Below are 22,765 nucleotides of genomic sequence, written 5' to 3'. Positions count from 1 at the left end.
TTAAAATTCATTAGAAAAATAAGTCTTTTCGATACCCGATCGTGAAGCCGAAGTTCAGGGCTGACACCTGTGAGCTTGCATCTCCGGAAAGTTTCGCAGAGCCCGCCGCAACTATAGCATAAGACAACGAAAGATCTGTGAACAAGGTTCCGAATGCAAATTGTTTTTTCACCCCGCCCTGAAGACCAAAGCTCAACAAGAATACACTTCCGCTGTTGGAGCTTTGCAAACGGTATGCGTTGACATCAATCGGATCAATAACTTTCGTAGACAATTTATAGAATGAGAAGTCAAAGACAGTTCCTCCGTATAGACCAAACCCGTAATCGAAGTTAGAACCGATAAAGTATCTTCTTGTTCCTCCCTGGATTCCGAATTGTGTTACGCCGTTCTTCACGTCAACCATCATTACAGAAGGACTTGTCCCAAGCTCAATTGCCTCAGCAAACGTAGAATCCATTCTGGAATTTTTCAAACTTGCATAAGCACGGATCAGGATAGAGGCGCTTTCATCCCTTGGGATTTCCACTCCTAAATTCAATGTTTTGAATAATTGACCAGAGCCAAAACCGTAATTCAGCCCCGGGCCGATCATCAAACCAACTTGTGATTTTGCTGAAAAACTAAGCATCACAAGAAGTATCGGAAGTAGTATTTTTGCTTTCATGACTCTTTATTTTTTAGTTTCAGTTCGCTTTCAATTTGAAGTTTTTTCCGTCTACAGACGGCGATCAAATCGAAAGCAATGCTTTCTCTTCTTTATATCTGTAACAACCAGGCTGATGTGCTCCCGGGAGGTAACCGGTACTCATCAGGAATTCATTGACTATCTCTCCTCCAACGAATTTAAAATTCTTTTTAAACAGCTTCACCCATTCTTCCTTTGATTTTCCTAAGTGGCTGTCCAACCATCCCTTAAAGCTACCAAATTCTTTTTGGATTAACAATACCTGTTTCGCATTGTAAATAACGGCATTTATTTTCAATCTATTTCTAATAATTCCAGGATTTTGAAGTAATTCATTCACTTTATCTTCCTGGTACTTAGCAATCTTCTCTATGCTATAAACGTCAAAAGCTTCAGAAAAGTTTGCTTGCTTCTTTAAAATGATATCCCAGGACAAACCTGCCTGGTTAATTTCAAGAATCAACCGCCCGAAAAGCTCATTGTCATCATCAATCGGCGTACCATAATGAAAATCGTGATATATACGGTGATGGTCGTCTTTTGGTTTGGTTAAAACATAATCACAATAACTCATTTTGCCAGTTTGATTTCATATTTTTACCAAAAATAGGCATTCATGGCGGTATATTCATTCAACGGTTTTGTCCCGGTTGTTAAAAAATCTAGTTTTATTCATCCACAAGCAGCTGTAACCGGCAATGTGATTATCGGTGAAAATGTATATATCGGTCCGGGAGCAGCAATCCGGGGCGACTGGGGGCAGATCATTATTGAAGATGGTTGTAATGTCCAGGAAAATTGCACCATTCATATGTTCCCGGGAACGACAGTTACTTTAAAGAAAGGAGCTCACATCGGTCACGGGGCTATTGTGCATGGCGGAACGATCGGTGAGAACTGCCTGATCGGGATGAATGCTGTTATCATGGACGATGTAGTCATCGAAGAAGAATGTATTATTGGAGCTTTATGTTTTGTTCCTGCAAATACGGTTATCCCGCGAAGAAGCCTGGTTGTAGGCAATCCTGCAAAAGTGATCAAAGAAGTCTCAGACGAAATGATCGCCTGGAAAACAAAAGGAACGGCTCTTTACCAGGCCTTGCCGAAAGAATGCTACGAAACACTGATTCCGTGCGAGCCGTTAGAAGAAGTGGAAGCCGACCGTCCCAGCCAAGAAAAAATGTACCAAACGTGGGAAGCCATCAAAAAACAGTAACTCTATTTGGAGTAACTGATTTTGTTGATGAAAAATATGCTCCGTTTTTTAGCAACTTTATCGTCTTCTTTATTTTTGATGGATTGCGTTCCATAAACCAGGTAACTATCGCCATACCAATAAGAGCAATTCGTGAATCCGGTATATCGAACCTTATCTCCCTCATGCCCTGTTAGAATCTCTCCGAAATCAGTTTCAGTCATTTCCTTGTCGGTGGTAATTGTAGTTGCTTTCAATCTGCTTCCCGTAGAATACATCATGCGCATCCCTCCGTCCGGATCTTCTGTAATCCGCAGGTTTTTAATGACTGAAAAGGGTTTATTATGCAAATACATGGAAAAACAATAATCCTTTATCTTTTGTCCGGATTCATCCAAATCCAGCACCGCCGCATGTGTGTATTGATATCCGTCAAAAACCTGTCGGGTACTGGTTACCGCTCTTCCGTTTACATAACTGGTATAGGTTTCGGTGCGATAAGTCGGGTAATACACTTCTCCTACAATGCGGTAATCATCTCCTACAAGCAATACGGGATGAATGGCTACAAAACTCCGGATAATATCCGTAGCTCCTTTTTCTTTCTTGCGTTCTACCCGTTTTTCCATTTTCTTTTGAGCCCGCTCAGGCAAATAGCTCAGATAAGTTGCAAAATCCGTGAACGAATGATAGGTGATGAATTCCTGGTTTCCATCTGTCCACCTGGAAAGGTAATATCCGGATGCATAACTCGTTCTTCCTGAAACACCGTATGTTCCGGCAATCAAGAAACTATGCTCATTAAACCAGGTCACAGCACCGTCAATGATCGAGAAGTTCGGATCTTTATCCAATTCCATACTGGTTGAAATTTCTCCGCCCGGATCCATCAAAAGCAGATGCATGGTTGCTTTTTTCATGTCCTTACCATCCCGAAGGAAGATGGTTACTTTTTCATTCTTATTATCAACTCCAAAGGATTCAACCACTCTTTTGGAACTGATCCCAGGAACAAGTACAAACTGCTGGTCGCCGGTTGTCATATCCAATAACAGGATGGTTGGTTTTCGTTTCTGAAATCCGTTCATGGCAATCTTTCCGTCAATCAGCAAATATTCCCAGGGTTGATATCCTGCATCGGCTTTTTCAATGACCTTTTCATTCAAAGACTGGTCATCGATATTGTAGACTTTCAAAATCCACTCTTTGCGATTTGAGAACAAAAATATGATCTGACTGCTATCAGCTGAAAGCAATGTGGTATGATTGGTAATTCGAGACTCCCGTTCAAACTCGACCGAGCTTTCTTTTTCCAGATCATTGGAGTATTTGGAAATGTGGAAAATATCGTTTGCTCCTTTTATATTTTCCAACCCCAGGGTAACAAAACCTTTTTCCCCGATAGGAATCACCCGGTTGATCCGTTCATCGGTTCTTAAGTCAAACTCGATTCTTTCTCCATTAATGATCTGGGAAAAGGTCAGGAAAGTGTTTACCACACAAATAAACAGGATAGAATATTTCACTTCTTTGATTTTTATGCAAAAAAAAGGAAATCTAATTCAATATTGGGAATTAGATTCAATAATTATTCGCTTAAAAGCACCTCTGATTCAGGTTGCGTTGAACATTAAACAGGTTTGATACAAAGCGATTTTTAGTGAATCAGCCAATTTGTTTCAAAACAAAAACCCCGACAACCAGTCTGGTGACTGATGTCGGGGTTCTAAAAGAAAAATTATATATCGTTTATGCGTGCTTCACGTTAACCGCCATTAATCCTTTTCTTCCCTCTTCCAACTCAAATGTAACTTCATCGTTTTCTTTCACCTGGTCAACTAACCCGGAAACGTGCACAAAGTACTCTTTGTTAGACTCGTCTTCTTTAACAAATCCAAAACCTTTGGTTTCGTTAAAGAACTTAATAGTTCCTTTATTCATATTCGTTTATTTGATAAACAAAGATGTAATAATAAATTGAATACGAGTTATTTATTTAAAAAAAAACGCATAAAATTAAAAAGGCCGCCCATTTGGGCAGCCTTTTTTAAGAACTATCATTGTCTAAACCAGCATCATAACCGGGTTTTCCATGTATTGTTTAAAGGTCTGTAAAAACGCAGCCCCTGTTGCACCGTCCACCACTCTGTGATCACAGGAAAGTGTCACTTTCATAATATTTCCGGGAACAACCTGGCCGTTTTTCACAACCGGCTCCTGGGAAATTCCACCAACTGCCAAAATACAGCTGTCAGGAGAGTTAATAATTGCCGTGAACTGCTCAATACCGAACATTCCAAGGTTAGAAATCGTAAATGTATTTCCTTCCCATTCTGAAGGCTGCAATTTTTTATCTTTTGCTTTTTGAGCCAATACTTTCACTTCCTCACCGATTTGAGACAATCCTTTACTGTCTGCAAAACGAATAACAGGAACCAATAATCCTTCCTCAACGGCAACAGCAACACCGATATGCACATGGTTGTTTCTACGGATCACATCCCCCATCCAGGAAGAGTTAATCGCAGGATGCTTGCGCAATGCCATTGAAACAGCTTTGATGACCATATCGTTAAAAGAAACTTTCACGCCTTCATTGCTGTTCATGGATTTACGCGCTGCAATTGCGTTGTCCATATCCAGGGAGATTGTCAAATAGAAATGTGGTGCCGTAAACTTGGATTCACCCAAACGGCGTGAAATTGTTTTGCGCATTTGCGATACCGGCTCATCCGTAAACGATTCACTCATCGCCGCTCCCGAAGCAGCCGCAGGTCTTGCCGGTGCATCATAAGGAACATAATGATCTACATCTCTTTTAGTGATTCTTCCGCCTTCTCCCGTTCCGGTAACAAAGCTTAAGTCCACTCCTTTTTCTTCTGCCAGTTTCTTTGCAAGCGGTGAGGCCAAAATACGTCCGTTTGTCGTAACATTTGAAACGGCAGGAGCAGATGTTTTAGGAGCTGAAGCAACTGCAGCCGGAGCTTTTTCCTCTGCTTTCACCTCTTTTGCTTCTTCTTTTTTCGGCTCGTCTGCTTTTTTCTCTTCTGCCGGAGCATCTGATTTTCCTGAGGAAGCCAATAGACCTGAAATATCTTCCCCTTTTTCACCGATGATTGCCAATAATGCATTCACCGGAGCTGGTTTTCCTTTTTCTACACCAATATGTAATAAGACACCATCAAAAAACGATTCGAATTCCAAAGTTGCTTTGTCTGTTTCAATCTCGGCAAGTAATTCACCTGACTTTACAGTATCCCCAACTTTTTTGTGCCATTCTGCCACAACACCTTCAGTCATGGTGTCGCTCAACTTGGGCATGTTAATGATTTCAGCCATCTACGATCTATTATAATAATCTGATTAATATTCAATAATGTAAGGGTAATTCGGTTCCTGGTAGATGTCTTCGTAAAGCTCATCTGCATCCGGATATGGAGATTCTTCCGCAAATTTCACGGAATCTTCCACTTCGTTTTTCACCCATGTATCGATTTCCTCAATTTCTTTTGCGGTCAGCCACTTGTTTTCTTTGATCACATTCAGACAATGCTCGATCGGATCTTGCTCCATCCATTCTGCGACCTCTTCTTTTGTGCGGTATTTTTGCGGATCCGACATGGAGTGTCCTTTGTATCGGTAAGTGCGGATATCCAGCAAAGTTGGTCCGTCACCTCTTCTTGCTCTTGCTACGGCCTCTTCCACAGCTTCGTGAACAGCTTCCGGAGACATTCCGTTTACTGATTTCGAAGGCATTTCATAAGAATCACCGATTTTAGATAAATCTGTTACGTTTGTTGTACGCTCAACGGAAGTACCCATTGCGTAATTGTTATTCTCAATAATATAAATCACCGGCAATTTCCAGTTCATCGCCATATTGAAAGTTTCGTGCAAAGCTCCCTGACGAACTGCTCCGTCTCCCATTGAAACGAAAACCACATTATCAGTACCATTGTACTTTTCGGCAAAGGCAACACCGGTTCCCATTGGAATCTGAGCCCCAACAATTCCGTGTCCGCCCATGAAATTCTTCTCTTTATCAAAGAAGTGCATGGAACCTCCTTTTCCTTTGGAACATCCTGTAGAACGACCATATAATTCGGCCATCAATACACGAACATCTGTTCCCAAACCGATCGGGTGTGCGTGATCACGGTAAGCCGTCATATGTGAATCGGTTGGTTTTGATGCACTGACTGTTCCTGCAACGATTGCTTCCTGACCAATATATAAGTGACAAAATCCACCAAACTTCTGCTGAATGTACAATTGTCCTGCTTTCTCTTCAAAACGACGCATTAAAAGCATATCCTTATACCATTTAATGTAAGTCTCTTTTGAAAATTTCGATGTGCTTTTCAACGCACTCTTATTTGTTGTTTTTGATGGTTTTGAAGCTGTTTTCGTAGCCATGCTTACCCGTTTTTGTTTGTTTAACGGACAAATATAATTACTAATTACGAATTCCCAATTACGAATTCCGAATTAGCATTGACTTGTGAGCGATAAATCGCACATCTGCATCAAATATCCCGAATTAGCCGGAACAGGTGTTAAGAATCGGTACAATCCATGCCGCATTTATACTTTATCTGCACGCAATCCAACTTCATATAGGAAGTGTTCACACTTTTATGACAGGTGTACGAATTTTATAATGAAGCACGAGCCAGCGTTTGCCCCGACTTTCTATTTTGAATTTTGCATGCGCCTACGCTAAAGCTTCAGCGAAAGCGTTTCATAATTTTGAATTCACTAGTTTTGTGCTTATTTGATCCCTTCATGGTAAAAATTGGCTTGCTTTCCGATACACATGGTTTTCTTCCCGAACGCGTTTTTGAGCTGTTTAAAGATGTTGACGAAATCTGGCATGCCGGAGACATCGGAAGTTTGGAAGTCACAGACCGTTTAAAAGCTTTCAAACCTTTGAGAGCTGTTTTCGGGAACATTGATGACCAGGCAATCCGATCGGAATTCCCGGAATACCTGAATTTCAAAGTAGAAGGACTTTCCGTTTCCATGACGCATATTGCGGGCAGACCGGGCAAATACAGCAAGCAAGCGATTGATTTTATTCAGGAAACCAAACCGAACATCTTTGTCTGCGGACACTCACATGTATTATTGGTGCAGCAGGACAAGAGCAGGAACACACTTTGGTTAAACCCGGGCGCCTGCGGAAACAAAGGGTTTCATTCTATCCAAACAGCATTGCGGTTCCGGATTAACGGCACTAAAATCGAACAGATGGAAGTCATTGAATTCGGAAAAAGATCGAACCTGAACAATGAAGACAAAATTTAAACGTTAATGCCACATATGAAATATAAACTGGCGCTCATATTACTTATAACACTTCCGGCTGTTACCCTTGCTCAAACAGGAGGAATTCATTCATTCCAAAACCTGAACTCCCAGTATAATGCACGAACAATGGGACTTGGCGGGGACGCGATTACCATTTACGATAACGATCTGAATCTCGGACTGAACAATCCTGCAGTTATGAACTATCAAATGCACGGACGTTTCGGATTCAACCAATCCATTATGGCAAGCGGCGTAAATACCGGAGCTTTGACTTATGCCCGTAAAATCCGGAAAACGATGGGAATGGTCCATTTCCGGTATTCTTCCTACGGAAAAATGAAGCGCACGGATTTCGACGGAACAGATCTCGGAACTTTCACTCCGGGAGATTTCATCCTGGGAGCAAGTGCACAAAGAACATTTAATGAACGGATGTCAGTGGGAGCAACTTTAAACATTTTGTATTCCCAGTTAGATTCATATACTGCATTCGGAACAAGTTTGGATATTGCCGGACTTTACAGGGATTCTGCAAGAAACCTCAATATCGTGGGTGTTATTAAGAACCTGGGAGTGCAGTGGAAAGGATTTACGACAGAGAAGAATCCGCTTCCGTTAGAAGTACAGTTAGGAATCTCTCACAAATTAAGACATGCGCCTTTCCGCATCAGTTTGGTTGCACAGCATTTACAGAAATGGAACCTTTCCTATGTAGATCCTAATGCAAAACCACGTATTGACCCATTGACCGGCGATACCATCCAGGTAAAACAATCCGGCTTTTTCGATAACCTTGCCCGTCATGCCAAATTTCAGCTTGAAATCCTTATCGGGAAAAAGCTTCAGATCCGGACTGCTTTTGATTACCAGCGAAGAAAGGAATTAGCTATTGTTGGTCGCGGAGGGCTGGCAGGTTTCAGTTTTGGGGCCGGAATGGCATTCAAGCGTTTCAGTGTAGATTACGGCTGGTATGTCTACTCGGTTGCGGGCGGTCAGCATGGTCTGACTCTAAATTTTTTGCTTTCTAAAAAATAAACACATCTCATTTTAAATCAATTGTTTACACAAACAAAACAATCCTCTTATTGAGTTATTCACCGAAATTTGTTAACATGTTTTTGTAACCTGAATCTTTTTAATACGTAGATTTGCCCAAACCAATAATAATTTATAACATGAAAAAGTTAAGTTTACTTTTAGGTGGAATGATTTTAACAACTGCTGTAATGGCACAAAAACCAACTGAAGGAGCTCCAATGTCATTGGAAGGAAACGTTGCTGGTTTAGCTGCATTCGGGTTCGCTAACTCTTCTGCTACAAACTTGAATCCTACAACTAACGGTGGTACTACTCCATCTATCGTTGCTCCGGGATTACGTTTCCGTTACTTTGCTACTGAGAACATCGCAATTCGTTTGTCTTTAGGATTCAGCAGCAACAAGACTACTAACAATTTCTACGAAAACGAAATTGACAACTCAGGAGGTGCTGGTACTTATGTAACTCGTATGGGAACAACAACTATCGGAATCGGTGGAGAATACCACTTCAAAGGAACTGAGAAATTGTCTCCTTACGCAGGTTTGGATATCAACTTCGGTATGGGTAAAATGACTGCTGAAGGTGAGCAGACTGACGGTGCTACTTGGGTTGCTGCTGATTACTCTGAAAAAGGAGAGCAAAAAACTGCAGGTTTCGGTGTTGGTATCGTTGCTGGTACTGATTACTATTTCGCAGAGAACTTCTACTTAGGAGTTGAATTAGGATTAGGATTTAATTCTTACACTATGAAAGAAGGTTCTTTCTCAACTACAGTTGCTGGTGTAACTACTGAAGTAACAGGTAATGAAATGAAATCAAGCGGATTCTCTAACAACGTTATGGGTATGTTCCGTTTAGGATGGAGATTCTAATACTAGAGTTCATCTAAAAAATATGAAGGGTTCGTCAATGACGAGCCCTTTTTTGTTGAAATGAATTGCCGTTTCTTCCATTTAAATTAAATTCGCACTATGCAATCAACGCAACACATTACAATCGCAATTGACGGATTTTCTTCCTGCGGTAAAAGTACACTGGCAAAAGCGCTGGCAAAAAAAATGAACTATACTTTTATCGACTCGGGAGCTATGTATCGCTGCGTTGCACTCTATGCATTAAAGAACGGCTGTGCACTTGGAGCACATAAAATCAACCTGAGCTGCGTTGTCAGCAGCCTTCCTCACATCCGCATCCAATTCGGGAAACCGGACACCAAGGGAAACAGACCGGTGCTTTTAAATGACGAAGACGTTTCCGATGCCATCAGGCAATTGGAAGTTGCCAATATCGTGAGTGAAGTTGCCGCAATCAAAGAAGTAAGAGAATTTTTGGTACAGCAACAGCAGAACCTTGGCAAAAACGGAGGCGTTGTGATGGATGGAAGAGACATCGGAACAGTTGTTTTCCCCAACGCAGAATTAAAACTTTTTATCACTGCCAAACCGGAAATACGCGCTAAAAGACGGTTCCTGGAATTACAGGCAAAAGGGGAAACAAACAGCATCGACGAAATCCTTGAGAACTTAAAACACAGAGACCGTATTGACAGTACCCGGGCAATCAGTCCGCTTACCCAGGCAAAAGACGCATTGGTCGTTGACAACTCAGAAATGAGCGAAACAGAACAACTGGAATATGTGCTGAATCTTGTTAAAAATCATACGCGTGCATAATACTAACTATAACTAAAGTTTAGGGATTTAATCACTACATAATCTTACAGAAATAGAATATTCATCAAATATTAAGTTTTCTTCATTGAAAACAATAGTTTATTCATTCTGTATAATTTCTAACAGTTTTACAGTTGTTTCTGGAACGTTTTGTTTAAATTTGCACACCTATTAATTCAAACCAAATTATGTTATCAATTGGAAAAATAACAGAAGAAATAATCGGAAGAAGTCCGTTTTTGCGTGAAGCTATGACAGACGATCTGATTAACATTTCTTCACTTGCGCGTAAGATCAAACCGGAAATTGAAGAAGCTTTAGGAAAAGAAGTAAAAGAAGGAGCGATTGTCATGGCAATCAAACGAATGTCTCCGGGACTTTACCACCGCCTTAACATCAAAATCACTAACATCATCGGTGAATTAGGAGATTTCTTAGTTCGCTCAAACTTAGAAGACTTTACATTTGAAAACACAGAATCATTGCGCTTAAAGCAAGCCGACCTGGTTCAATTAGTGAATTCGGAATCCGATATTTTCTATACTATTTGCAGAGGTGTTACTGAAACAACTGTTATTTGCTCCCAAAGCATTTCACCACGCGTGGAGAACTTACTGATCAATGAGCGTTTAAAGTCTCACACAAGAGATTTGGCCTCCATTACGGTGAAACTTCCTGCTGTGAATTCGGAAGTATATGGTATTTACTATTACATCCTGAAACATTTGGCCTGGGAAGGTCTGAACATTGTGGAGATCGTTTCAACTGCCAATGAGTTTACAATCATTGTAAAACAAGATCATGTTGATAAAGCCTTTAAAGTGCTGATGCAATTGAAAAGAGGAAAATAAAAAATGCCCTGACGATAAATGTCAGGGCATTTTTTATTTTCCTGTAGGGACGCGAAGCATCGCGTCCCCACTTTTTCAATGCATCGCATACCCACTTTATAATGGTTTCACCGAACCGGTGCCATTGATCAGTACATCCTGCCCCAGCGGAGTTCCTTTATACAGGATATTCCCGGATTCAGTAATGTATCCATGAATCACCAGGTTATCAGCATTGATCTTAATATCTCCTACAGTTTCCGAAGCAACATAAATAGAATCCGTAACTGTCAGTCCACTTACATCACAGTAACTATTGCTTTTTGCACAAATGCGGGCTTTTTGCACAACGCCGGTAAAAGTAAAATTACACCACCCGTGATTAGCCTCTGCATCGAGTTGAATGGCGTGGATATTCAACTCAACATCACCTGCCCCATCCCTGCTGTAAAACGTGAAGTAATCCGTATAAATACTTCCCTGGCTTTTCAGAGGCTCCGTTCCAATAAACCTTACATTAATCAGTTTGGTGAAATGGATCTCAGCAACCACTACCTTTTTCGCATCTCTCAGGAAACCGCAACGATTCTTATTCTCAATGATCAAAGCCCCGTTCTCAACCCTGGTTTCTATCAGGTTCAACAGGTTTTTACCACCTTTCAAAACTACTTTATCCAATGAATCCTGGATAAGTACGTATTCCACATGCTCTCTCAAATCCAGGCGGTCAAATGATGCCAATGAAATCTCTTTGGTAGTTTCCGATCCCAAAAACTTGAAACAAGTTCTGTTTTCAGGCTTTTTACAAGAGAAAGCGAGAAAACCCATTACCATTAAAAGCACCAAACTACTTCTTCGCATGATATCTTGTTTTATAATTAAAGGTGTATCCTACACCATATTCAATATAATCTGCTTTAGCCCAATGGGATTTCAGAACCAGGTTTAGCAATAATCCGTTTTTGCATTGATAACGCATTCCCACCCGGTGGTAGAACATAGCATCAGGCTGGTAACGATCTTTGATGTACGCCCCCATTCCAATAACAAAACGAAACTTATCCAATGGAATATTGTATCCTAAGAATCCCCCTACCTGTAAAATATCCCATTGTGTTTTAGGAATATATTCCCTGTAATAGGTAATGGACTGTTTCGAAATGATATCCAAAGCAATTTCCATTCCCACTTTCGGTTTAAACTGTTTGTAAAGCATTCCACTCAGAGCATAAACCGGATAGCGCCTTCCTCCCGTAGGGAAAATCTGTTTATCGGAAACAATCCCCACAATCGAAACATTCCAGCTCTTAAAAAACGGCACCCGTTCGAATTGGGTCAATTCAAGACCGGTATACTCTTTCTTCTTAAAGGTATACTCATATCCCAGTCCTATAAAGGGCATATTCACTCCTAAATTAGGCACTTTGCTTGATCCGTTTGAAAAGTGGGTCATATCGAGACTATAGAACAATGCATGTTGAGGTTTTATATACCATCTTCCCTGGAGTCCCAGGCAGATAACCGCATTCAAATAAGTACTCATCGGCACATTTTTCGGATTTTTAGTCACATCGTAAACCTTTGTTACTCCGCCTAAACCGGCTCCAAGTTTACAGGTAAAAACATGTTTCTCGCTTCTCGACCAAGGGAACTCGATAAATCCGTACGCACCAAAGCCATAGCCTAAAATTTCCTTATTCCCTAAGTTCGATCCGTAAAGCGTTACTCCCGTATAAGGATTTTTGTATTCTTCGCTCCAGTTCTGGGATCTCATTCGTTTGCTGAAAGAAAGTTCACCGGCAAACAAACGGTCTTTGGCAAGATGCCCCATAGTACCCCGGTGTGCAGCTAAAAAACCAGACTTTCCTTTCAATGTGAAAGCCCAATCATCCATCCGGCTTTCCTGGGAATAGCAGATAACAGGCAGTAAAAAAAACAGCAAGGCAATTTTCATAATCCAAAATTACAAATTTTGTTCTATGTACATTTGCAGTATGGAATTAGCTAATAATAATTTAAAGCAAGTCCCAAGACTGGAAGCTTTTGCCCGCTTATTAAATATTATGGACGATCTGCGTGAGAAATGTCCGTGGGATAAAAAGCAAACAATCCAATCGCTGCGGCATTTGACCATTGAAGAAACATATGAATTGGCAGATGCCATCCAGGCAAACGACCTGGCAGGTATCCAGGGAGAACTGGGCGACCTGTTCCTGCATATGGTTTTCTATTCCAAAATCGGGTCTGAACTGGGAGCTTTTGATGTAACGAGTGTGCTTAACGGGATTTGTGACAAGCTGATCCACAGGCATCCGCACATATACGGAGACGTAAAAGCTGATTCGGAAGAAGAAGTAAAGGCTAACTGGGAAAAGATCAAATTACAGGAAGGAAAAAAATCGGTACTGGAAGGTGTTCCGAATACCCTTCCCGCTTTAATCAAAGCTATGCGCATCCAGGAAAAAGTGAAAGGAATCGGTTTTGAATGGTCGGATATTGAAGATGTTAAAAACAAAGTAATCGAAGAATTTTCAGAATTGCATGAAGCACAACAGACGATGGATCCGGAAAAGATCGAAGACGAGTTCGGGGACGTAATATTCTCTCTTGTAAACTATGCCCGATTCATCAATGTCAACCCGGAAGATGCATTGGAATCGACCAATCGCAAATTCAAGTCCCGCTTCCAGAAAATGGAAGAAATGATAGCTCAGGATGCTAAAAACATGACTGAAATGTCACTGGAGGAAATGGATGTTTATTGGGATAAAGCCAAACTCTTGCTTCGCAAGAGTTAATTATTAATGATCAAGTTATCAATTATCAAGCAAGAAACCATCTTGATAATTGAAGCATCATCATTGATAATTTGATTTAAAAGCCGTTTAATCAATAATCTGCACGTTTAATCATTTTTCGGAATTTTCACTCGTTAATTAGTGTTAATTATGTAACTTCGGAAACTTCTTTAAAATCAGGATAAAACATATGAAACAAATACTCTCCTTATTTGCATTCTTAACCGTTTCAATCATTTCTTTTTCCCAGGACCATACCGTTCGCGGGTTTTTATTCAACAACGTAAACAGTGAAGTTGTACCGTTTGAAAAAGTAATATTGATCCCTACTGAAAAGACACAGTCTATCCTGGGGGCGGCCGCTGATGTAAATGGTTTCTTCAGTATTCCTAAAGTTCCGATCGGTACTTATCTTTTAAAAGTACAATCGGCAGACTTTAAAGAATACAATAAAGAGATTGTCGTAAGCACCAAAGGAGGTATTACCGAGTTAAGAATTGAATTATTGGAAGAAGATGCGACAGATATCGGTGAGGTTGAAATCTCTGCCGAAACAAAAGCAAAAACCACAGAAGTCCTGATGTCTGTAATCAAATTAGACAAGAAAGGATTGGAAAGAATCCCGTCTGTAGGGGCTGAAAATGATATTACGGCTGCTTTCTCTGTAACTCCCGGAGTTGTTACAACAGGTGACCAGGGAGGACAATTATACGTTCGGGGTGGAACGCCTATCCAAAACAAAATATTACTGGATGGTATGACTATTTACAATCCTTTCCACTCCATTGGTTTCTTCTCTATTTTTGAGACAGAACTCGTTAAGAACGTAGACATTTATACCGGAGGATTCGATTCAAAATACGGTGGAAGAATTTCATCTGTTATGGATATTACTTACCGTGACGGAAATAAAAAGAATTTCGGTGGAAAAGTTTCCGTATCTCCATTCCTTGCAAAACTGGTTGTAGAAGGGCCAATGTACCGCGCCAAAGAAGGAAGACCGGGAGCCGGATCTTTTATTTTCTCTGCAAAACATTCCTTGCTGGATTATACTTCCAAAGATTTATACCGTGGAGTAAATAGCGGAAACGGATTGCCATACAACTTTACAGACTTATACGGAAAACTGACTTTCGCAACAGGCCAGGGATCTAAAGTTTCTGTGTTCGGATTCAGCAATACAGACAAAGTAAATTACAACGAATCTGCTGCTTTGGATTTCCAGCAGGCCGGAGGAGGATTATCATGGATTCTATTACCGGGAGGTGGTAAAACTTTTATCAAAGGACATTTAACAGCATCAAGCTACAAAACCAACTTTAATGAAGTAGGTACACAACCTCGTACCAGCTCCATTTTCGGAACAGATCTTGGGTTTGATTTCTCTTACTTCCTGAAAAACGAAGGCCAGATCGATTATGGTATCGGGATCAATATCTTCAAAACGGATTACTTAACTTATAATGAAATCGCTTCTAAAATCCAGGATGAAAACAACACTGTGGAGATCGGAGCTTATGCAAACTATAAGTTTGTTACCAAACGCTTTGTTGTTCAACCGGGATTACGAGTTCAGGCTTATGCGAGTCTGAGCACCATTTCCTTAGAACCGCGTTTGGGTATTAAATACAACGCAACTGATTTCTTCCGCGTGAAATTATCCGGAGGACGTTACTCACAAAACTTTACAACAGCTTCTTCAGACAGGGATATCGTGAACTTGTTTAACGGTCTCTTAAGTGCTCCGTCTAACGTTCAGCAAAACTTCATTACAGAAAGCGGAAAAGAGAAAAATCCTAAAAACGGAATCCAATATTCCTGGCATGCTATTGCAGGAACGGAATTTGACCTGGCTAAAAACCTGATGCTGAACATCGAAGGGTATTTTAAATATTTCCCTCAGTTAAGTAACATCAATGTGAATAAACTGTACGAAGACATTTCTGATTTCTCGAAAGAAGACGATGTTTACAAAAAGGACTTCCTGATTGAAAGCGGAAAATCATACGGTGTTGATGTATTACTGAAATACACATTGAACAGATTGTTCTTGTGGGGAGTTTATTCCTACGGTAAATCAACCAGATGGGATGGATTCGTTACTTATGCACCGGTATTTGACAGAAGACACAACGTAAACCTTGTTGCATCTTATGCTTTCGGCAAGAAAAAAGACCTGGAATTGAATGTACGCTGGAATTTTGGTTCCGGACTTCCATTCACTCCAACTTCAGGGTATTACCAAACAGAATCTTTCACAGATGGAGTAACAACGGATTTCACAACAAGCAACTCAAACAGTGTTGGAGTATTATTAGGAGAATTCAACTCCAAAAGGCTTCCAACTTATCACCGATTAGATATCACCGTGAAAAAGCAGTTTAAGTTCAAAAACAAAACAGAGCTTGAAATCATTGCCGCAGTAACCAATGCATACAACAGAAAGAATATTTTCTATGTAAACCGTGTTACCAATTCAAAGATCTATCAATTCCCTTTCCTTCCGAGTTTAGGGGTCAGTTATAAATTCTAACCTTATTTTCGAAAAGCGTGTTAACAATAACACGCTTTTTTAATTAACAATTTAGGCAACCACTAATCAATTGTTTCGTTCTATATTCGAACACGAAACTAATTTATAATGTATTACTACACTAAAGCAGAGCTGCTGCGCTATGTTCTTTCCGTTTCGCTTATGGTTTTTTCAACTATAACATTCGGTCAAACTCAATCCGTCGTTGATTCTTTGAACTCGGTTCGTTCCCAATTGATCTCCAATGGTCAGTCTACTTCTGAAGTTGACATGCTGCTTCATCAATCGGGAAATAACCCTTCATGTATCATACATCAACCGGACAATTTTACTTTCACTTTTGTTTCTTACCGTCCGTTAGGTGATTCTCAAAGAGAAGAAAAGGTAAATCTTCGTTTAAAATCGCACTACTCCTATGTAAATGTCATTGATTTCAGTGATGACTTCACTTCCGTGCGCATCAACTGCAATGAGCAGCTTACACCTGTAATCATCAACGAATTAGTTTCACATTTTGGATACAACGGCTATGAAATACATTAAATCACTACTCGTTACTCTCCTCTTCCCTTTTTCCTTTTTTATTTTTTTCCTTCTAACAACCGGAACTCAATCCGCAAATGCACAGTGTAACACCAATACATCTATTTGTGCTTCGGGAACCGCAGGTCCATTTACCTTTGTTAATCCGGGACCGGTTGTGAGTTCCTGTCTCGATTTCTTCGGACCGAATATGGGATACATCATTCTGCACATTACAACATCCGGTCCTTTAAACATGCTTATTGACGGAAACTCCAATTCAGGTTTCCTGGATGTGGCTGTTTTCAATATTCCAAACGGACAATCTCCTTGTACAGCCATTCAAAACCCAATCAATGAGATAGGCTGTAATTATGCCAGTTCATCAAGCGGCTGTAACCAATTCGGAACTTCTTTTCCGTGCAGTGCATCTGTACCGGCACCGATGGTTACTGCCGGTCAGGAAATCATGATCCTTGTTGAGAACTGGAGCGGAAGTTCCAGCAATTTCACACTATCACTGAGTCCAACCGGTGCTCAATCAGGCCCGCCAAACCCTGCAATTACACCTGCAGGACCGTTTTGTGTGACTTCCGGAACAACCCAGTTAATTGCCGCAGATATGGGAGGAACCTGGTCAGGACCGGGAGTTTCTTCCAGCGGAGTATTTAACCCTGCTTCAGCCGGAATCGGAACACATACCATTAACTATTCCGTAGGAGTTGCTCCTTGTAATGCATCATCCTCTACAACTATTACCGTAAATAGCGCTACAGTTACTCCACCTGCCGCCCAAACCATTTGTACCGGAGGAAGTGCAACCCTTACTGCAAGCGGTGCAGGAACTTACACCTGGTCACCGTCAACAGGTTTGTCTTCAACTACCGGTGCCACAGTAACGGCAAGTCCGGCAACAACTACAACTTATACTGTAACAGGAACAACTGCTGGCTGTACGAGTAATGCTACAGTTACAGTTACGGTTGCTCCGTTAACTGTGGGCGTAACCCCAAGTACTACGATTTGTTCGGGAGCTTCCACGACTTTAACGGCCAGCGGCGCAACGAATTATACCTGGTCGCCCACAACCGGTTTGTCTGCTGCAACAGGTGCAACGGTTACGGCAAATCCGACAACAACGACCACTTATACCGTAACCGGAACTAACGGTTCCTGTTCAGCAACTGCAACAACAACTGTTACCGTTACTCCTTTGAACCTTACTGTTTCTCCCAACGCAAGTATTTGCAACGGTGCGTCCACCACACTCACTGCGAGTGGTGCAACAAATTATTCCTGGTCACCTGCAACCGGGTTATCGGCTTCAACAGGAGCAAGTGTAACTGCGAGCCCGGCTACGACAACAACTTATACCGTTACAGGAACGAATGGAAGTTGTTCTTCGACACAAACCGTTACCGTTACTGTGACCCCGCTTGCATTAACCGTATCTCCGAATGCAAGTATCTGTAATGGTGGTTCAACCATTTTGACGGCAGGTGGGGCAACGAATTATTCCTGGTCACCGTCCACAGGTTTATCCTCAACAACCGGTGCATCTGTTACTGCAAACCCCACAACGACTACCACTTACACGGTTTCCGGAACCAGTGGAAGCTGTACGGCATCTTTACCTGTAACCGTTACAGTTACTCCCGTTGTCGTTTCAGTATCTCCTAACACTAGTATCTGCAACGGTGCGTCCACAACCTTAACTGCTTCCGGAGCGACGAATTACAGTTGGAGTCCGTCTGCAGGGTTATCATCAACCACAGGAACAACTGTCACCGCAAATCCAACGGTTACAACAACCTATACCGTTACAGGAACCACAGGATCTTGTTCTGCAAACGCAAGTATGACTTTAACCGTCAACCCGGTACCAACAGTTACGGCTACGAATAACGGTCCTTTATGTGAAGGAAGTACGATGCAGTTGCAGGCAACAAGCCTTCCGGGAACAAGCTACAGCTGGTCAGGTCCGAACGGATTCAGTGCCAACACACAAAATGTTTCTAATACAGCCACCATTAGTGCGGGCGGAACCTATACCGTTACAACAACATTAAACGGTTGTACCTCATCCGCAACAACCAACGTGATTGTGAATTCCGGTCAAGTACCTGTTATAACAGCTGCCGGCCCTTTCTGTGAAGCTGGAACAAATGAGATTCTTTACGCAAGTATTGCCGGAGGAACATGGGCTGGTAATGGAATTGTGAATGCAGGCACGGGTGAATTCTCACCTTCGCAAGCGGGAGCTGGTTCTCACACGATCAGTTATACTGTTAGCGGAGGATGTGCCACCCCCGGAACAACAACCATTGTAGTAAATCCAATGCCTGTAGTCCAGATTTCTACGCAGCAATCCACCGGCTGTGCACCTTTTACTGCTTCTATTATTGATGAAAGCATACCATCAGGTTCAGTGACATGGAATTTTGGTGACGGTTCTTCGAATTCAAATCAGCCGGATAGTGTCACTCACACATTCAATGGTGCAGGATGCTATGATATCACTGTTACTTCTACCAGCCAGTCAGGATGCTCGACTACAACATCTTTTCCAGGTTTCATTTGTGCCTTACCGAATGCTGATGCCCAGTTTTCAGTCAATAATCCGGTTCATGGTTTGATGAATCCTGAATTCCACACATTCAACACTTCCTCTAACGCTTCGGCTTATTCATGGGATTTTGGCGACGGAGCTACCAGCAATTTGTTCAACCCAAGCCACACTTATACCGAAGAAGCCGGAAATTATGTGATTACACTTGTTGCAAACAATGCCGGAAACTGTCCGGATACAGCCAGACTTTCCGTAACAATCCAGGAAGAGCTGGTTTACTATGTTCCGAACACATTTACACCTGACGGAGATGAATTCAACAACGTATTCGCACCGGTATTTACTTCAGGGTTTGATCCGTATAATTACACCCTGACTATTTACAACCGCTGGGGAGAAACTTTATTTGAATCCAACGATACACAGTATGGCTGGGACGGAACCTATAACGGTGAACTATGCACTGCCGGAATTTATACCTGGACTGTTCGCTTCAAATCATCCGGAAATGACAAGAAAAACACGAAAACCGGACATATTCATTTATTGAGATAGAGTATCTATTATAAAAAACAGGAAGGGACGCGAAGCTTCGCGTCCCTGCACATTTTTTGATATCATTAACTATTTATTCGTCTGGAGATAATCCCACTTTTCCTGGGTTGTTTTCTTCGTCTTAATTTCTTTATTCAAAGTCTTTAGGATATTTTTATCCTTGGAAGCGATTGTCTGCAGCAATTCATAGTCTTTATCTAATTCTGCAACCGCGGCAATGTATTTATCTGCATTCTCAGGAGATTTAATAGCTTCGGTTGCTTTTACCTTCCAATCCCAAACTTCTGTCAAACCATCTGCCAATGCCCCGTAAATCGGAGTTGCGACAACCGGAGCTAAGTATTGATTCACATTTTCCAATACATTTCTTTTGAAATTGTATTGCAAATTTTGAACGTGCCTTTCTGCATCTGCATACTCCTGACCCTTTTTCTTAGCGTTGTAATCGTCAATTTGTTTCTTGTTGTAAATAGTATTCAACTCAATAAAACCGAGAAGTTCTCCTTCGGAATACTTATTTCTGAACTGGTACATGTCATTTGCATCAAAATATCCTTCTTCACCCGTGATAAAACTACCATATACAGCAATTTTTCGTGAAACAGGTGTTGGACCTTCGTATTCGATCAAATCCTTTGCAAGTGTTCTGTAATCTGTTTCTTTGAATTTTTTATTGTCGTACGCATAAACAGGTACTATCCCCTTTCCCGCATATTTTTTCGTGTTAAGTACCGACTCCAGTTCATGGATGTATGAAAAGTTAGCCTTGTCATTACGCAAATAAGAAACGATTATCACATCATACTTATATGCTTTCTTAAATGCTGCAAGATCCAAATCAACTACGAAGTTTTGCTCAACATTACCTGCCGGACTGATACGCAGATCAACTTTATCGCCCGATTTTACTACCGTTTTAACACCGTCAGCTACATTGACTCTTGAAAATTTGAATTGTGCGCTTACTGAATTCGAAAAAATAAGAACAGCACCTATTAGTGCTATTTTAAAGCCATTTTGATTGATCATTTTGTAAAATTTTTGACAAAACTAATCAATAGAAATCCCTTAATCGGGCGGAATTTATATTCGCCGGCAACTAATTGGTAAGCGTTTTAATCGCGGAAAAATTCAGAAAACACGAAGCTCAGCAACTTTGCGAGATTACCTTTCAGACAGAAAATTTATTCACCTGATTTTGAAAACTTCGCTCTTAAGCTTTCCAATGTTCAAATGCTTTTTTCTGAGCATTATTCGGATTTTCAATAACACTCACACCATATTCCAAATAGAAGCTTCGCTGAACTTCCGGTAACGGCAATTCGAGTATTTTTCCCTGACGTATCACTGTTAACCGTTTGTTCTGATCATCCAGGTACTGCAGCCAATTGTCGATATCACCATTTACTTTGAATTCATTCACACCGATGATCTCATCATTGATCATGAGTCCCGCCAAGTCAGCAGGCGATCCCGGATATATTGCCGCTACCAGGAAATGTGCTCCGTGAGACACTGCTTTAAACCCAACTCTTCCGGCGGAGTATTTCTGGTTTGGTTGATGAGTCAGTTCCAACCCGATAGATTCAAGCGCTTCAGTCAAAATGGCTTCAAACGGTCTTGTCCCATAGAAATAATCTTTAATCAGTTCTTCCGTTCCGTCACCAGCCAGTTCTTTCAATAAGCCTAAATAATCTTCTTCACTGACTCCTTTTCCATTTAGCGCGAAATTGAAATACAAGCGCTTCATCAATTCGTCCAAACCATGTTTGTTTGCAGAGTATTCGCGGATTTTTACATCACATACAAATGCCAGCAAACAACCCTCCGTATAAATGGAAACTTTACGGCCCGGTGCACCCGGTACATAACCATCCAGCCAGGTATCATAAGATGAATCTGCAACGGAATAATGGAAACGGCCGAAATTATCGAAATGCTTTTGAAGCTGTCCGGTGAATTCATGCAAATATTGATTCAAAGTGAATACACCTGATTTGTAAAGCATCAAATCTCCCATGTATGTTGTTACACCTTCACACAGATACCCCAATTTGGATAAATTCTCTTTTTGATAATCGTAAGGGAACATTTCAATCGGGCGGATGGCTTTCACATTCCAGGTATGGTACAATTCATGGGAAGAAACTCCCAATAGCTCCGTATAAAGTGCTCCAAAGACGTCATATGTTGGTCCGAGAGCAATCACCGTTGATTTCTGGTGTTCCACTCCATGATACGCTTTGTATGGCAGGATGTGGAACAGGAAATGGTAATGCGGAACCGGGAATTCTATGAATTTCTCGATCTGCTTATCCGTAAATGCTTTGAAATCTTTGATCAAACGTGACCAATCTACTGCGCAGTCACCCTGGAACCACAAATGGAAGATCGTTCCATGTGATTCGTATTGATTGTATTGCAAAGTTGCCGAACAAATGAACGGTGAATCGGCAAGCTCGTCAAAATCCGCTGCTCTCAAAACAGTTCCTTCTCTTTCCATCGAGCCCGCAACATTCCAATCTGAAGGAATGTTGAGTATCACTTCACAAGCTTCGTCTTTTTTTCCTTCCTGGTAAATAAAACAGTTCACCGGGTTGACATACAACATCTGCTTATTGAGGTATGTTGATCCTGCATTTAATTCGGAGGCATAATAACTGTACTCTACTCGAATGGTTGTTGGCTCAGAAACACCAATTTCCCAGGAAGAAAGATCAATTTTTCGAAAATCAACCGCTTTTCCTTCCGCGTTGAAAACTTTAAAACCTCTGACATTCTTAGCAAAATTGCCTAGTTCATACCTTCCGGGTCTCCATTTCGGCAAATGAATAACCGTATTCGGTGCTACATTTTCAAAAATTACTTTGAATTGAATGTATTGCTGGTTTGCTTGTTCGATAGCGATATGATACTGAGCCATTGGATGAATTTTCGTCAAAATTAGAAAATCCACAAAGAAAACCGTGTATTTGATAGAATAAAGAAATCTCCCACAGATCTAGCTGATTAAGCCGACAGACTGCTGGAACAACTACATAAAATCAG

20 protein-coding genes are annotated in these 22,765 nt (G+C 41.2%); 10 read left to right on the top strand and 10 right to left on the bottom strand.

Annotated elements, in window-relative coordinates:
- Positions 1 to 10: 10 nt before the first annotated feature.
- On the bottom strand, positions 11 to 667 hold the full coding sequence (locus tag QZT69_RS09190; protein ID WP_294673334.1) for a hypothetical protein: 657 nt from the start codon (positions 665 to 667) through the stop codon (positions 11 to 13).
- A gap of 64 nt (positions 668 to 731) precedes the next feature.
- Entirely contained in the window at positions 732 to 1,262 is a 531-nt protein-coding gene (locus tag QZT69_RS09185; protein ID WP_294673332.1) for a DNA-3-methyladenine glycosylase I, read from the bottom strand.
- Positions 1,263 to 1,304: 42 nt separating this feature from the next.
- On the opposite strand from QZT69_RS09185, the gene QZT69_RS09180 reads away from it, so the two are divergent.
- Positions 1,305 to 1,904 (top strand): transferase hexapeptide repeat family protein, encoded by a 600-nt coding sequence (locus QZT69_RS09180; RefSeq protein WP_294673330.1) that lies wholly within the window; start codon positions 1,305 to 1,307, stop codon positions 1,902 to 1,904.
- A 2-nt stretch (positions 1,905 to 1,906) separates the two neighbouring features.
- Here QZT69_RS09180 and QZT69_RS09175 read toward each other — a convergent pair whose 3' ends face one another.
- From QZT69_RS09175 to pdhA, 4 genes are all read right to left on the bottom strand, one after another.
- Entirely contained in the window at positions 1,907 to 3,409 is a 1,503-nt protein-coding gene (locus tag QZT69_RS09175) for a hypothetical protein (protein WP_294673327.1), read from the bottom strand.
- Between the two features lie 223 nt (positions 3,410 to 3,632).
- Positions 3,633 to 3,824, bottom strand: coding sequence for a cold-shock protein (locus QZT69_RS09170; RefSeq protein ID WP_294673326.1), 192 nt, complete (start codon positions 3,822 to 3,824; stop codon positions 3,633 to 3,635).
- 123 nt (positions 3,825 to 3,947) lie between these two features.
- Positions 3,948 to 5,222 (bottom strand): pyruvate dehydrogenase complex dihydrolipoamide acetyltransferase, encoded by a 1,275-nt coding sequence (locus QZT69_RS09165; RefSeq protein WP_294673325.1) that lies wholly within the window; start codon positions 5,220 to 5,222, stop codon positions 3,948 to 3,950.
- Positions 5,223 to 5,246: 24 nt separating this feature from the next.
- Positions 5,247 to 6,299 (bottom strand): pyruvate dehydrogenase (acetyl-transferring) E1 component subunit alpha, encoded by a 1,053-nt coding sequence (gene pdhA / locus QZT69_RS09160; RefSeq protein ID WP_294673324.1) that lies wholly within the window; start codon positions 6,297 to 6,299, stop codon positions 5,247 to 5,249.
- A 369-nt stretch (positions 6,300 to 6,668) separates the two neighbouring features.
- Between pdhA and QZT69_RS09155 the strand changes: the two genes are divergently transcribed.
- From QZT69_RS09155 to QZT69_RS09135, 5 genes are all read left to right on the top strand, one after another.
- A complete protein-coding gene (locus QZT69_RS09155) occupies positions 6,669 to 7,190 on the top strand; it encodes a metallophosphoesterase family protein (RefSeq protein ID WP_294673322.1) in 522 nt (173 codons plus the stop codon).
- 6 nt (positions 7,191 to 7,196) lie between these two features.
- Complete coding sequence (gene porQ, locus QZT69_RS09150) at positions 7,197 to 8,231, top strand: type IX secretion system protein PorQ (RefSeq protein ID WP_294673320.1); 1,035 nt, start codon at positions 7,197 to 7,199, stop codon at positions 8,229 to 8,231.
- 140 nt (positions 8,232 to 8,371) lie between these two features.
- A complete protein-coding gene (locus QZT69_RS09145; protein ID WP_294673317.1) occupies positions 8,372 to 9,109 on the top strand; it encodes an outer membrane beta-barrel protein in 738 nt (245 codons plus the stop codon).
- 99 nt (positions 9,110 to 9,208) lie between these two features.
- Positions 9,209 to 9,910: a (d)CMP kinase gene (gene cmk / locus QZT69_RS09140; RefSeq protein ID WP_294673315.1), complete on the top strand. Its 702-nt coding sequence runs from the start codon at positions 9,209 to 9,211 to the stop codon at positions 9,908 to 9,910.
- 188 nt (positions 9,911 to 10,098) lie between these two features.
- Entirely contained in the window at positions 10,099 to 10,761 is a 663-nt protein-coding gene (locus tag QZT69_RS09135; RefSeq protein WP_013687505.1) for a hypothetical protein, read from the top strand.
- A gap of 96 nt (positions 10,762 to 10,857) precedes the next feature.
- On the opposite strand, the gene QZT69_RS09130 is transcribed toward QZT69_RS09135, so the two are convergent.
- Positions 10,858 to 11,601, bottom strand: a complete 744-nt coding sequence (locus QZT69_RS09130) for a DUF2807 domain-containing protein (RefSeq protein ID WP_294673311.1) — start codon at positions 11,599 to 11,601, stop codon at positions 10,858 to 10,860.
- On the bottom strand, positions 11,588 to 12,694 hold the full coding sequence (locus QZT69_RS09125; protein ID WP_294673309.1) for an acyloxyacyl hydrolase: 1,107 nt from the start codon (positions 12,692 to 12,694) through the stop codon (positions 11,588 to 11,590). The genes QZT69_RS09130 and QZT69_RS09125 overlap by 14 nt, the downstream gene beginning before the upstream one ends.
- A gap of 25 nt (positions 12,695 to 12,719) precedes the next feature.
- Here QZT69_RS09125 and mazG point away from each other — a divergent pair, with 25 nt between their 5' ends.
- The 4 genes from mazG to QZT69_RS09105 all read left to right on the top strand — a co-directional run bounded on the left by mazG (position 12,720) and on the right by QZT69_RS09105 (position 19,717).
- Positions 12,720 to 13,538, top strand: coding sequence for a nucleoside triphosphate pyrophosphohydrolase (gene mazG, locus QZT69_RS09120; protein WP_294673308.1), 819 nt, complete (start codon positions 12,720 to 12,722; stop codon positions 13,536 to 13,538).
- Between the two features lie 190 nt (positions 13,539 to 13,728).
- The gene (locus QZT69_RS09115) at positions 13,729 to 16,071 is read left to right on the top strand and encodes a TonB-dependent receptor (protein WP_294673306.1); all 2,343 of its coding nucleotides are present in this window, start codon (positions 13,729 to 13,731) and stop codon (positions 16,069 to 16,071) included.
- 108 nt (positions 16,072 to 16,179) lie between these two features.
- On the top strand, positions 16,180 to 16,614 hold the full coding sequence (locus QZT69_RS09110; protein ID WP_294673304.1) for a hypothetical protein: 435 nt from the start codon (positions 16,180 to 16,182) through the stop codon (positions 16,612 to 16,614).
- The gene (locus tag QZT69_RS09105) at positions 16,601 to 19,717 is read left to right on the top strand and encodes a PKD domain-containing protein (RefSeq protein ID WP_294673302.1); all 3,117 of its coding nucleotides are present in this window, start codon (positions 16,601 to 16,603) and stop codon (positions 19,715 to 19,717) included. The genes QZT69_RS09110 and QZT69_RS09105 overlap by 14 nt, the downstream gene beginning before the upstream one ends.
- 69 nt (positions 19,718 to 19,786) lie before the next feature.
- Here QZT69_RS09105 and QZT69_RS09100 read toward each other — a convergent pair whose 3' ends face one another.
- Together QZT69_RS09100 and QZT69_RS09095 are read right to left on the bottom strand one after the other, a co-directional pair.
- Complete coding sequence (locus QZT69_RS09100; protein WP_294673301.1) at positions 19,787 to 20,746, bottom strand: hypothetical protein; 960 nt, start codon at positions 20,744 to 20,746, stop codon at positions 19,787 to 19,789.
- Between the two features lie 184 nt (positions 20,747 to 20,930).
- Positions 20,931 to 22,640 carry a M61 family metallopeptidase gene (locus QZT69_RS09095; protein ID WP_294673299.1) on the bottom strand — a complete coding sequence of 570 codons (1,710 nt, stop codon included), beginning with the start codon at positions 22,638 to 22,640 and terminating at the stop codon, positions 20,931 to 20,933.
- Between the last annotated feature and the right edge of the window lie 125 nt (positions 22,641 to 22,765).

Origin of the sequence: uncultured Fluviicola sp. (genome assembly GCF_902168135.1) — a bacterium.
Taxonomy (GTDB): domain Bacteria; phylum Bacteroidota; class Bacteroidia; order Flavobacteriales_D; family Crocinitomicaceae; genus Fluviicola.
The sequence above is the reverse complement of the archived record's forward strand: the minus strand, read 5'-3'. Positions and strand labels throughout refer to the sequence as shown.